Here is an 11,536-nt window from a genome sequence, read left to right as displayed (position 1 = left end):
GACTTGCGGCGGCCGCAGAGCGCATTGGCGGGGTGGAAACTGTTGCAGCCGATGCTCTGGACCGCGACGCCGTATCGCGTGTGTTCGAGGAGGCCGGCTCGGTCGACATGGTGATCATCAGCGTCGGTGGGGACGCGAAAGCCATCGGCCCGTTTCTCGAGCTCGACCTCGATGGCGTCAAAGCAGCGTTCGAACAGAAGGCGATCGCTCAGCTTCGTGTCGCACAGGTCGCCGCCCATAATGTGAACGCCAATGGTTCGATCACCTTTGTGTCAGCGGCTTCGGCGCGCTCTGCGATCCAGGGGGCGGTCGGTTCTGCCGCCGTTAGTGGCGCTGTCGAGGGAGCCATCCTCAGCTTGGCCGCTGAGCTCGCGCCCATCCGTGTGAATGCCGTCAGCCCAGGCCTGATCGATACGCAGTTTTGGGATTACCTGCCCGCGGAAGTCAGAACGGAATTGCTTTCCTCCGTTGGTGAGAAGCTGCCTTTGCGCAGGCCCGGCCAAGCGATCGAAGTCGCCGAGATCATCGCGGCCGTGGCTAAGTGCGGCTACGTGACGGGATCAATTTACGAAGTCGACGGTGGCGGCGGCCGCATCGCTTCACTCTAGGTGGGCTGACGACCCGCGGCCCCGATCAGTCGTGCTTCGCCTCGTAGCGCAGAAGGACCGTGCCGCCCGGGAAGGTGCGGTTCTCCAACAGTCGCAGCGAGATCCATGACGGCAGTGTCGGAAAGAACGGTGTGCCGCCGCCGACGGCGGTGGGCGTGAGCACGATCCGGTACTCATCCACCAGTCCGGCCTGCACGATCGGTGCGGCCAGCGTCGCGCCGGTCACCTCCATGCTGCCGTCAGTTTCGGCTTTCAGCTTGGTTACCACCTCGACCGGGTCGCCGCGCTCCAGGCGGGAGTTCCAGTCGACGGATTCCAGGGTGCGCGAGAACACCACCTTGGGCATGTCGCGCCAGATGTGCGCGAAGTCGAGGATCAGAGGGCTCGCGTCCGGGGCATTGTCCGCAGTTGGCCAGTATGCGGACATCAGTTCGTAGAGCCGCCGCCCGTAGAACGACAGAGCGGTCTCCCGTTCGAAGTCGTTCCAATACTGGTGTAGTTCTTCGCTCGGATCAGACCAGTCGATGCTGCCTTCCGCGTCGGCGATATACCCGTCCACCGACACGTTGAAGCCATAGATGAGTTTGCCCATGCAGATCAGACTGCACCGGAGGGCAATATTCATCGCTGATTGCTGCCTATCCCGCATCCCGCCACGATCGGGGTTGCGGTGTCGACGTCGGCCAAAGGCCCAGGTCAGGGGATACCTCACCTGGGCCTTCGTGCATCTGGCGCCAGCAGTGCAGGAGGTTGGGAAGCTAGGCGACCGCGTTGCGAGCCGTCACAGCTGCGGCCGTCATCTGAGCAGTGGACTGCGCGATGGGTGCCGCCACGGCGTCGGCTTCGTCATGGTATGCCTGTGACTGGTCATCAGAAGCAGAAAGATCCTTGATCTTCCGCGCGGCCAGCACCTCAGCCGCCAACCGACGCGCGCCTAGAGACGGCGGAAGCAGCTAGGGCCGTACAGCGCCCGAGCGGCTGCCTGCCGCCGACGTCATGCGTTATCCCGCCACGTGACCACCTGCTTGAGAGACGTGAGGTCGTAACCGTCATCGGCGGTGAGTTCGGTCTGGAACAGTGTGACCCCGGCCTTGCGGAAGGCATCGGCGCTATCGGCGTTCTCCCAGAGCGTCGAGCGTTCGATATCGGCTCCGTTGCGGCCGAACGTCACTGCCAGTTCGTCGACGAGGTCGCTGGACCTGCGGAACGCGTCGAGGTCCTGGAATGCGTGCCAAATGTCGGCGTGGCGGGCAACGGCGGGCAGCGATCGCTTGGGCCCCGTGCCACCAATGAGGATCGGGAGCTTGCGCACGGGCGGCGGAATCAGTGCGGCGAGCCGCTTCTCGATGCGGATCAGGCTCTCGTCGAACAGATCGAAGCGGGACCCGAAGGTGCCGAAGTCGTAACCGTAAGTGGTGTAATCCTTTTCGTACCACCCCGCGCCGAGACCCAGGATGACCCGGCCGCCGCTGATGTGGTCGACGGTGCGCGCCATATCAGCAAGCAGGTCCGCGTTGCGGTAGCCGACGCCGGTGACGAGGAGCCCGATCTCTGCGTGAGAAGTGATCTCGCCCCATGACGCAAGCGCGGTCCAGCCCTCGAAGTTGGCGACGTCGGGTTGCTCATCGAACATGACGGGCTTGCCGTCGACAATGCCCTTCATCGCAGGGCGGTGGAAATGGTCATAGCCGAAGATCACGTCGACGCCGAGGTCGTCGGCGGCCAGGACGGCGTCGCGCCAGGTGGCGTAGTCGGGCGTGCCGCCGGGCTGGATCTGCACGGCTACGCGGACTGGACGGGTCATGGATGCTCCTTGGTTCGGGAAAGGTGGCTCCTGGGCCAAGCTCATCGGGTGCTGGGTTTATTCCGGATCGCGACGTCGACATTGGTGGAGGGCTCGCCGATCCAGTGAACGGCCTAGACGCCTGTGTGCGGGCCCGACCAATCGACAGCCTCACGCATGGGGGTGGTGGGGTGTGCTACCAAGTGCTCCTGAGACGACGACGAAATATGTTTTCTCCGAGCGTGGCTCACTACTGGTAACCCCGCGTGTGCACTTTCCGCATATCCGTTGGGATCGCAATCTTTGATGATCGCTAGCGGCGTCCACCGGTCAGGCGTCGCCGCGTCGAGGTAGTGCTTGCCGCCGTCACGTGGCTACCGGACAAGGGGGACCCTGTCAGTACCCCTACTACGGGGATCTCCTTTGCGTCTGGAATACCGCATAACTTGCTACGAGAGGTCCCCGGCTGGCACAGGAGAGAAGCAATGGATCTTCAGGACCAAAGACGCAACCGTATCAACTGACGGTCTTGTCCGACCAACGAGAAAGGCGACACGTGGCAAACAGCCAACTCGGTACGCATGCAGAACTTTTCGATCTGAGTGGCAAGCGCGGCCTGGTCACCGGCGGCACCAAGGGCATCGGGATGATGATCGCGCGCGGGCTTCTCCAGGCGGGCGTCCACGTGATCATCAGCTCACGCAACAAAGAAGCGTGCGCTCAGGCGCAGGAACAGCTGTCCGAATTCGGCGACGTCTGGGCGGTCCCCGCCGATCTGTCCCGGCACGAAGAGTGTGAGCGCCTCGCTCACCTCGTCACGGCCGACTCTGGGAGTCTCGACATCCTCGTCAACAATGCGGGCGCAATGTGGGACGAGCCGTTGGAGACGTTCCCGGACGCAGCCTGGGACACGGTCATCGACCTCAACCTGAAGTCGCCGTTTTGGCTGGTGCAGGCCCTGCTGCCTGCACTTCGCAGCGCTGGGACCGCCGACGATCCCGCGCGGATCATCAACATCGGCAGCATCGCCGCCATACACATCCCCAACCGGCCCAACTACTCGTACTCCAGCAGCAAGGCTGCGCTGCATCAACTCACCAGAGTGCTCGCCAAGGAGCTGGGCCCGCAACACATCACGGTAAACGCGGTGGCGCCGGGTCCGTTCCCGTCGACGATGATGGCTGCAACCCTCGACGAGTTTGGCGAGGCGATCGCGGCGTCGGCCCCACTGCGCCGGATCGGCCGCGACGACGACATGGCGGGTGTCGCCGTGTTCCTCGCCAGCCGGGCAGGCGCCTACCTAACCGGCACCGTCATCCCCGTCGACGGAGGGATCGCCACGACCGCGTGATCTTTGGCGACGACCTGGCGTTTATCCCCCCACGTGGTCGGCGGTGTCGACGTGTCGGTGCCGATCTGGTGGACGCCGAGGCTTCAGGGTAATGGCGGTACCTCCCTTCGCTTGCGGTGCGGGCCTACGGTGAGTGGATGGACGCCACGCTTGATCTGCGCACCGAGATTCGAGAGTTTCTAAGGTCGCGTCGCGCCCGCATCGCGCCTGAGATGGCTGGCCTGCCCGCCTACGGTGGCAAACGTCGGGTCGAGGGTCTGCGTCGAGAGGAGGTAGCGCTACTCGCTGGGGTCTCGGTCGAGTATTACGTGCGCATCGAGCGTGGCAGCCTGGCCGGCACCTCGGAGGGCGTGCTCGAGGCGCTAGCCACGGCCTTACAGCTCGACGAAGCGGAGCGCGATCACCTGTTGCATCTCGCACGCCAGTCCGGGGCGCCTGGTGGTCGACGGTACTGCAAATCTCAGGCGACGGTGCGTCCCGCGCTGCAGGAGGTGCTCGACGCCATTACCGGTGCGCCGGCGTTGATCCGCAATGGGCGCCTCGACGTGCTGGCCATGAATCAACTTGGTCGCGCGCTGCATTCACCGGTACTAGCCGACCCGCGACGGCCCGCCAACACGGCGCGGTTCGTGTACTTGCATCCCAGCGAGGCCGAGACGTTCTTCGTCGACTACGACCAGGCCACGCGAAATGCGGCCGCGATGTTGCGTATGGAAGTGGGTAATAATCCGCACGACGAGGAGCTCATCGCCTTGGTGGGCGAATTGTCCAAGGGCAGTGAGCTATTCCGGCAGCAGTGGGCATCTCGGAACGTGCGGCTGAAGGGACACGGGACCAAGCGTGTGAACCATCCGGTAGTGGGCCTGCTCGACTTGAATTTCGAGTCCATGGATCTGCCCACCGAACCTGGCCTGCAGCTGAATGTCTACACCGCAGCTGCGGGCGGGCCGGCCGCCGACAATCTGGCCCTGTTGGCGTCGTGGGCCAGCCAGGAGACGTTGGCGACCGAGCTTTATGTCCCCAGCGGATAACCCACCCTTCGGCCACGTCCGCAACTATCAGTTCGCTGATCGGGTGGCGACGGCGTCAACCCTGGCGTTGCCATGTTCGGCGGGGCAAGCGGTTCAGCCGGAATTTGACCCACGCCACAGGAAGACGGGAGAGCGAGCGCATGAGGACGATCGGATACCGCCACACGGGAGTCGTCGGCCTGGCCGTCGTCGCATTGATCACCGTGGGCTGCAGCAGTGGCAAGAGCGTCGACGCGTCGGCGCCACCGGTCCGATTGCGGCCAAGTACGCATCGGCAACCGAGAATCAGCGGCAGGCTCTGGGCAAGCCACTGACGGGTGACCGTAATGCGGGAGCACGGGAGAGCGGTGTGGTGTTCCAACAGTTCCAGGGCGGCGTGATCACTGCCAAGAACGACGAAGCGGACCAGGTCGAAGTGACGGTCAACGGCAAGGTCGTACCTTCCGGGCTCTGATCAACACGGCGCAGGCTTACTTCAACCACTGTCGGGCATGCAGCTTGGCGAAAGCCGCTGGGGCAGTTAGCAAGTCAAAACCAGCCAAACCGGGGGAGCACTCGGTGTCGACAGACTTACTCCAGGATCGCCCGCGCTGCGCGCTCTGCGATCAGCATGACCGGCGCGTTGGTGTTCCCGGAAGTGATGGTGGGCATCGCCGAAGCATCAGCCACTCGAAGGCCGGCGACGCGGTACACGCGACAGTCGGTGTCGAGCACCGTAGCGGCCGACCGCGGCAGACCGCGCGTGTCAAAGGCTCCCATCGCGCAGGTGCCCACCGGATGAAAGATGGTTGTACCGAGCTCACGAGCCGCCTGCTGCAGATCTTCGTCGCTCACCAGTTGCGGGCCGGGAAGCAACTCTTCTGGGTGGTAGCGGGCCAGGGACGGCGCCGCCATGATCTGCCGGGTCATTCGGAGGCCGCGCACGGCGGCTTCACGATCGGCGTCAGTGGACAGGTAGTTACAGGAGATCTTCGGGTAGGTCAGCGGATCTGCGCTGGCTATGCGCACGTGGCCCCGCGAGCTGGGTCGCAGATTGCACACCGAGGGAGTGATCGCTCCGAAAGGATGTAGCGGTTCGCCGAACTTGGCCAAAGACAAGGGCTGCACGTGCCACTCCAAATCGGGACTGGCCAACGCGGGATCGCTCTTGGCGAAAGCTCCCAGCGTGGAGGGCGGCATGGTCATGGGTCCTGAGCGCAGCAGCAGGTACTGAAGTCCCATGCCTGCACGGGTGATCCAATTGCGGTACAGCGTGTTGACGGTTCGGGCGCCCCGCACCCGGTAGACCGTTCGGAGCTGCAGGTGGTCCTGGAGGTTGTCACCCACTCCCGGCAGATCGACGGCCACCGGCACCTGATGCTGGGTAAGCAGCCCGGCCGGGCCCAGACCCGAGGCCTGCATGAGATGCGGCGACCCAATCGCTCCGGCGCTCAGGATCACCTCGCGGCGGGCCTGGACGTCGATGATCTGGCCGTCTTTGAGTAGCCGCACACCGGTGGCGCGGCGCTGAGCTGTCATCCAGGCACCGAGACGCTGACCTTCGTGGACCTGGTCGTCCATCAGCAGCTTCACGGCCTGGGTGTGGGTGTAGACGGTGAGATTTGGTCGTTGGGCGACGGGATGCAGGAAAGCATCGGCCATCGACCAGCGACGGCCGCGCCGTTGGTTGACGTGAAAGTAGGCACTGCCGGTGTTGTCACCGCGGTTGAACTCGTCGATCGGGGCAATGCCCACCTGGGCAGCGGCGGCCTGCCAGGCGTCCAAGATCTTCCAGCGCACCCGCGGCCGCTCGACAGGGATCTCACCACCGGCACCGTGCCAGTCGTCGGCTCCGCCGAAGTAGTCTTCCAACTTTCTGTATATCGCCAGTGTCTCGCCGGCACCGTTCGGGCCACCCCAAAGCCAGCGATCGTCACCGTTGGCCTGGGCCCATAGGTCGTAATCGCTGGCCTGTCCGCGCATATGGATCATGGCGTTGATCGACGAGCTGCCACCGATCACGCGGCCGCGCGCGTAATGAATGCTGCGGCCGGCCAGACCTGGGTCGGCCTCGGTCGTGAAGCACCAGTCGGTGCGGGGGTTGGCGATTGTGTACAGGTAGCCCACCGGGACCTTGATCCAGAACCAGTTGTCTTTGCCGCCGGCCTCAATCAAGAGCACACGGTGATCAGGGTTGGCGCTGAGCCGGTTGGCGAGCAGGCAGCCCGCACTGCCTGCTCCCACGATGACGAAGTCGAATTCGGCGACGGGGCTCTTTTCCGGCATCGGGGGAGACTAGAGCTTCGTGGCTGGATTCGGCACTCAAACACCGACATACCGTTGTCGCGGCACCGTCTAATGCTGGTGGCATGAATGAGAACACGGAAGTCATGAGTACAAACTGGGCTGCTGCGGATGCGGCGCTCGCGATGTGGTTGGAGATGTGGAACACGGACAGTGAGATCGCTCGTCGGATCTGCAGTGAGGACTTCCGGATTCATTTCCTGATCTCCGAGCCGGACGGGTCGAACCCGGGCGACGACGTCCTGGGCGCGGAGAGTTTCGCTCGGTTCTTGGATCGGTATCGCGAGCAGCATTCGGATGTGGTCTTCTCCGAGGTCTCGCGGGCCGTGGACGGCGCGCACGGGCGGATGCTGTGGAACGTTCAGGTCGCGGACCATGCTGCGGGCGGGATCGATGTCTTTGATTTCACAGCGGATGGACTGATCCGCGAGGTGTGGTCGACGACCGGGACGCGCGCGCACCTCACCTGAGACCGGGAAGACTCATATTCATGAGGAGAGCCGAGCGGTTGTACGCGCTGGTGGATCTGCTGCGGGGATCACGCCGGCCGTGGTCGGCCGCTCGGCTCTCAGAGGAGTTCGAGGTGTCGAAGCGCACGATTGAGCGTGACATCCAGTCGCTCCAGCTCGCGGGGGTCCCGATCTACGCCGACTACGGGGTGTCGGGCGGGTATTCGGTCCTGCGGGAACACTCCCTGCCGCCGCTGAATCTCACGGTCCCGGAGTCGCTGGCGGTGCTCGCCGGGCTTGGTTTGTTGGAGACCTCGCCGTATGGTGCGGCGGCGCGTCGGGCGCGGGCGAAGGTCCTCGCGATCAGCCGCGAGGATCAGCTCGCGCCAGTCGATGAGGCGTTGGCGTCGATGTACGTCATCGACTCCCAGTCGCCGTCCGAGGCGGCGATCTCGCTGATTCCCGAGGCGATCGCCGCGCGCCGGGTCGTACGGTTGGGCTACATCTCCGAGGACGGCGAGACTCACACCACCCGTGACGTGGAGGCGATGGGTCTGCTGCGCGGAGGTGATGCGTGGCTTTTCGTGGGATGGTGTCGGCTGCGCGAAGGCATCCGCGGATTTCAGCTCCACCGCATCCGGCACCTGGAGATCACCGGAGACGTGTTTCCCGAACGCGATGCTGCGGTGCTGGACGCGGATCTGTCGCGGTGGCGCACTCGGAGGCTCGGGTGACGCCCGGAGCCGGCAACCGCGAGAATGACACGGACACCTCGATAGGCGAGAACCGTTGGGCAGCAGAGCGATACGCAGTGGCTTACCGGTAACCTGCCATATTTGATTCCGCCGTATTCCCTCCGTGTGCAGAGGTGAATCTGTACCGGTGGGGCCAGGGCTTCGCGGCTGATTTGATCGTCGGTTGCGGACGCGTCAGCCAGCGTGTGTCAGACGTTGGCGAACGGATCGCCGGTTTGCTGGTGCGTCAACTGCGTGGACAGAGAAAGCGTCGTCTCGTCCGAAGGCCGCAAGGGGTATGCACGCTATGGACGGCTCCTGGAAGCGCAGGACGCAACGCGCATCCATAGACAATGGATGTCGACGCGTGGTCGGTGCGCTGGGTGTTGTTCCACTTGATCGAGGAACTGGCCCGGCACGCCGGGCACGGTGACATCATCCGCGAAACCATCGACGGCGCAACCCTCTACGAGCTGCTGGCCGGCCTTGAGGACTGGGAGCCGACCAGCTGGCTGTCGCCGTGGGCAAGACTCCAGTCGGCGAAGGGGTGGCCGGGTAGAACTGAGGGTGCGTCGGCTTAGCGAAGTTCGCTACCGAACCGCCCAGGAATTACAGCAACGTTGGACGGCTCATTTGACAGGCGGACCTGCGCCGACTCCTCGGCGTTAGGCCGGATTTGACTTGTCTGATTCCGCACTCGTCCCGCCCCCGTAAGCGGGAGGTCCCCCAGCCGCCGCTTCGTCGTCAGGCACCCGCACCCGGCTTCAGGTAGGTCACCAGGCTGACGTCGATGGTCTCGTTGATGAAGTAGTACTGGCAGCCGTTGAGGTACTTCATGTAGCGACGGTAGTTCTCTTCGTCGGTGGCCGCGATCGCCTCTTCTTTGTGTTGCTCGAGGCGGTTCGCCCAGATTCCCAGCGTCTTGATGTAGTGATTGCGCAGTGAAAGGACCTCGGGCACCGTGAAGCCGGCCTTCTCGCCGTGGTCGACCATCATCTTGGTGCTCGGGATCCGGCCGCCGGGGAAGATCTCGGTGATCATGAACTTGATGAAGCGGGCCAGTTCGAACGTCAGTTTCTTGCCGCGCTCGATCAGTTCATTGGGGTGGAAGCCGACACTGCTCTGGATCGTCATCCGGCCGTCGTCAGGCATGATGTCAAAGCAGGTCTTGAAGAACTCGTCGTACCGCTCGAAGCCGAAGTGCTCGAATGCCTCGATCGACACGATCCGGTCGACCGTGCCGTGGAACTGCTCCCAGCCCTCGAGCCGCACGTCGTGCGTCCGGTTGGTGTCCAGCTTGTCCAGCAGCTGGGTGCAGTAGGCCTTCTGGTTCTTGCTCAGCGTCAAGCCTATGACGTTGACATTGTACTTCTCGACGGCCCGCTGCAGCGTCAGGCCCCAACCGCAGCCGACCTCCAACAGCGTCATTCCTGGCTTGAGATCGAGGCTGTCGAGGTGCTGGTCGACATTGGCGATCTGTGCCTCGGACAACGTCACGTCGGGCCCGGTGAAGAAGGCGCAGCTGTACTTGCGCGTCGGATCCTGGAACACGCCGAAGAAATCGTCAGAGAGATCGTAGTGCGCCTGGATGTCCTCGAAATGCGGACGCATGTCGGTGGTGACTGATCGCTTGTCGGCCATCTGCGTGTACTCCACCTTCCTGGAACGTTCCGCGGCCCGTGGTTGCGTCGACAGGTCGCTAGGCGAGATACGTAGCGATGCTAGACCGCTTGAGCGTCAGGGATGCCGGACGACGCGGGAACCGAAACTCCTTCTATTTCTCCAGAGTGAACTGGCAGACGTCGACCTGTCCATCTCGGAACATCTTCGCGCAACCCGTCAGGTACTTCATATACCGTTCGTACACCTCGTCGGACTGGATCTTGATGGCCTCGTCCTTGCGGGCCTCGAGCGCGGCCGACCACGTGTCGAGCGTTCGTGCATAGTGCGGCTGAAGGTGCTGCACCCGCGTCACCTTGAAGCCGCCCTTGGCGGCGCACTCCTCGACCATTGGGATCGACGGCAGGCGTCCGCCGGGGAAGATCTCCGTCATGATGAATTTGACGAACCGGGCCAGCTCGAAGGTCAGCGGAATGCCCAGTTCCCTGGCGTGCGCCGGGTTGAAGCCAATGATGGTGTGCAGCAGCATCACACCGTCAGCAGGCAGCGACTCGTACGCCATCTTGAAGAAATCCTGGTAACGGTCGTGGCCGAAGTGCTCGAACGCGCCGATCGAGACGATTCTGTCGACGGGTTCGTCGCACTGCTCCCAGCCCTCCAGCAGCACCCGCTTGGTGCGGGGATTGTCCATCTCGTCGAACTTCTGCTGAACGTGGGCCGCCTGGTTCTTCGACAGCGTCAGTCCGATGACGTTGACGTCGTACTTCTCCACGGCGCGACGCATGGTGGCGCCCCAGCCGCAACCGACATCCAGCAGCGTCATACCGGGCTGCAGGCCCAGCTTGCCGAGCGCCAGGTCGATCTTGGCGAGCTGAGCCTCCTCGAGCGTCATGTCGTCGCGCTCGAAGTAAGCGCAGCTGTAGGTCTGGGTGGGATCGAGGAACAGCCGGAAGAAGTCATCGGAGAGGTCGTAATGAGCCTGGACGTCTTCGAAATGCGGCTTCAGTTCTTTGGGCATGGCGAGGGACGCCTTCCTAATAGTTCAGAGGCGGACGGCGCGTTCCCCCGAAACGCGTCATGGGCCCACCCGATGAATGCAGCCGGAATGTTATCCGATCTGCGATCAGCCAGCCGAATCGAGCACGTCAGAAGACCTGGCCCGGCCCTCGATGAAAGTTGCATTCAAGTCGCCGATGATCTGATCCCACAGTGGTTCGGGCAGTTCGTGGCCCATGCCGGGGAACAGCACGAACCGCGCCCGCCGGATGGAGGTCGCGATCGCCCGGCCGCCAAGCATCAACTTGTCGGCCAGACCGTGCATGACGACGGTCGGAGCGGTGATCACCCGGTCGTAGCGGCGCAGAACTACCTGGCGATCCCGACCGGGACGGCGCTCGGTGCGGCCGGTGTCGGTGAGCACCTCATCGACAAGATCGCGGTGTACCAGCCTGGTCAGCACGCCCAGGCCGATCCGGTCAGTCAACCGGTCCTCCCGACTGCGTTCACCACCCGGCTTCTTATCGGACACAGGTGCTAAGGCGACGCGGAATCTATTGTGCGGCAATATTTCTAAGAGCTACTCTGAGCCACCAAAAAGCTCGGGCGACCACATCCCCTTCGCTCTGTCAACCGAGTTTCATCAATCGAACACGCACTGCCACAACATATTTAAGCGAC

Annotated in this window: 10 protein-coding genes and 3 pseudogenes; 7 read left to right on the top strand and 6 right to left on the bottom strand. The window is 63.5% G+C overall.

What is annotated here, in order from left to right:
- The coding region (locus tag ACRDUX_RS34410; RefSeq protein ID WP_526420919.1) for an SDR family NAD(P)-dependent oxidoreductase at window positions 1–608 on the top strand (608 nt) is incomplete at its 5' end.
- 25 nt (window positions 609–633) lie between these two features.
- Here the strand turns inward: ACRDUX_RS34410 and ACRDUX_RS34405 are convergent.
- Both ACRDUX_RS34405 and ACRDUX_RS34400 read right to left on the bottom strand, forming a co-directional pair.
- Complete coding sequence (locus tag ACRDUX_RS34405; RefSeq protein WP_526420921.1) at window positions 634–1,200, bottom strand: dihydrofolate reductase family protein; 567 nt, start codon at window positions 1,198–1,200, stop codon at window positions 634–636.
- 402 nt (window positions 1,201–1,602) lie between these two features.
- Entirely contained in the window at window positions 1,603–2,412 is an 810-nt protein-coding gene (locus ACRDUX_RS34400) for an LLM class F420-dependent oxidoreductase (RefSeq protein WP_526420917.1), read from the bottom strand.
- Between the two features lie 535 nt (window positions 2,413–2,947).
- Between ACRDUX_RS34400 and ACRDUX_RS34395 the strand changes: the two genes are divergently transcribed.
- From ACRDUX_RS34395 to ACRDUX_RS34385, 3 genes and pseudogenes are all read left to right on the top strand, one after another.
- Entirely contained in the window at window positions 2,948–3,742 is a 795-nt protein-coding gene (locus ACRDUX_RS34395) for an SDR family oxidoreductase (protein WP_526420915.1), read from the top strand.
- 137 nt (window positions 3,743–3,879) lie between these two features.
- Window positions 3,880–4,773 (top strand): helix-turn-helix domain-containing protein, encoded by an 894-nt coding sequence (locus tag ACRDUX_RS34390; RefSeq protein WP_526420913.1) that lies wholly within the window; start codon window positions 3,880–3,882, stop codon window positions 4,771–4,773.
- Window positions 4,774–4,966: 193 nt separating this feature from the next.
- Window positions 4,967–5,209 (top strand): annotated as a pseudogene (locus ACRDUX_RS34385) (hypothetical protein); the annotation flags it as partial.
- A gap of 134 nt (window positions 5,210–5,343) precedes the next feature.
- On the opposite strand, the gene ACRDUX_RS34380 reads toward ACRDUX_RS34385, so the two are convergent.
- Entirely contained in the window at window positions 5,344–7,038 is a 1,695-nt protein-coding gene (locus ACRDUX_RS34380; protein WP_526420911.1) for a GMC family oxidoreductase, read from the bottom strand.
- 83 nt (window positions 7,039–7,121) lie between these two features.
- Here ACRDUX_RS34380 and ACRDUX_RS34375 point away from each other — a divergent pair, with 83 nt between their 5' ends.
- From ACRDUX_RS34375 to ACRDUX_RS34365, 3 genes and pseudogenes are all read left to right on the top strand, one after another.
- On the top strand, window positions 7,122–7,526 hold the full coding sequence (locus ACRDUX_RS34375) for a nuclear transport factor 2-like protein (protein ID WP_526420909.1): 405 nt from the start codon (window positions 7,122–7,124) through the stop codon (window positions 7,524–7,526).
- 20 nt (window positions 7,527–7,546) lie between these two features.
- Window positions 7,547–8,239, top strand: coding sequence for a helix-turn-helix transcriptional regulator (locus ACRDUX_RS34370; protein WP_526420907.1), 693 nt, complete (start codon window positions 7,547–7,549; stop codon window positions 8,237–8,239).
- A gap of 356 nt (window positions 8,240–8,595) precedes the next feature.
- Window positions 8,596–8,820 (top strand): annotated as a pseudogene (locus tag ACRDUX_RS34365) (mycothiol transferase); the annotation flags it as partial.
- Window positions 8,821–8,983: 163 nt separating this feature from the next.
- Here ACRDUX_RS34365 and ACRDUX_RS34360 read toward each other — a convergent pair.
- The 3 genes and pseudogenes from ACRDUX_RS34360 to ACRDUX_RS34350 form a co-directional block, all read right to left on the bottom strand.
- Window positions 8,984–9,880, bottom strand: coding sequence for a cyclopropane mycolic acid synthase family methyltransferase (locus ACRDUX_RS34360; RefSeq protein ID WP_526420905.1), 897 nt, complete (start codon window positions 9,878–9,880; stop codon window positions 8,984–8,986).
- Between the two features lie 133 nt (window positions 9,881–10,013).
- Window positions 10,014–10,877 (bottom strand): cyclopropane mycolic acid synthase family methyltransferase, encoded by an 864-nt coding sequence (locus tag ACRDUX_RS34355; protein WP_526420903.1) that lies wholly within the window; start codon window positions 10,875–10,877, stop codon window positions 10,014–10,016.
- A gap of 105 nt (window positions 10,878–10,982) precedes the next feature.
- A pseudogene (locus ACRDUX_RS34350) lies at window positions 10,983–11,222 on the bottom strand (alpha/beta fold hydrolase); the annotation flags it as partial.
- Between the last annotated feature and the right edge of the window lie 314 nt (window positions 11,223–11,536).

Origin of the sequence: Mycobacterium sp., assembly GCF_050701675.1 — a bacterium.
In the GTDB taxonomy this organism is placed as follows: Bacteria; Actinomycetota; Actinomycetes; order Mycobacteriales; family Mycobacteriaceae; genus Mycobacterium.
This window is presented reverse-complemented; position numbering and strand designations above follow the sequence as displayed.

What these genes read in the sequence shown, in the direction of transcription:
- ACRDUX_RS34400 (WP_526420917.1), bottom strand. Translation starts at nt 2,412, where the DNA reads ATGACCCGTCCAGTCCGCGTAGCCGTGCAGATCCAGCCCGGCGGCACG.
- ACRDUX_RS34375 (WP_526420909.1), top strand. Translation starts at nt 7,122, where the DNA reads ATGAATGAGAACACGGAAGTCATGAGTACAAACTGGGCTGCTGCGGAT.
- ACRDUX_RS34405 (WP_526420921.1), bottom strand. Translation starts at nt 1,200, where the DNA reads ATGGGCAAACTCATCTATGGCTTCAACGTGTCGGTGGACGGGTATATC.
- ACRDUX_RS34370 (WP_526420907.1), top strand. Translation starts at nt 7,547, where the DNA reads ATGAGGAGAGCCGAGCGGTTGTACGCGCTGGTGGATCTGCTGCGGGGA.
- ACRDUX_RS34380 (WP_526420911.1), bottom strand. Translation starts at nt 7,038, where the DNA reads ATGCCGGAAAAGAGCCCCGTCGCCGAATTCGACTTCGTCATCGTGGGA.
- ACRDUX_RS34360 (WP_526420905.1), bottom strand. Translation starts at nt 9,880, where the DNA reads ATGGCCGACAAGCGATCAGTCACCACCGACATGCGTCCGCATTTCGAG.
- ACRDUX_RS34390 (WP_526420913.1), top strand. Translation starts at nt 3,880, where the DNA reads ATGGACGCCACGCTTGATCTGCGCACCGAGATTCGAGAGTTTCTAAGG.
- ACRDUX_RS34355 (WP_526420903.1), bottom strand. Translation starts at nt 10,877, where the DNA reads ATGCCCAAAGAACTGAAGCCGCATTTCGAAGACGTCCAGGCTCATTAC.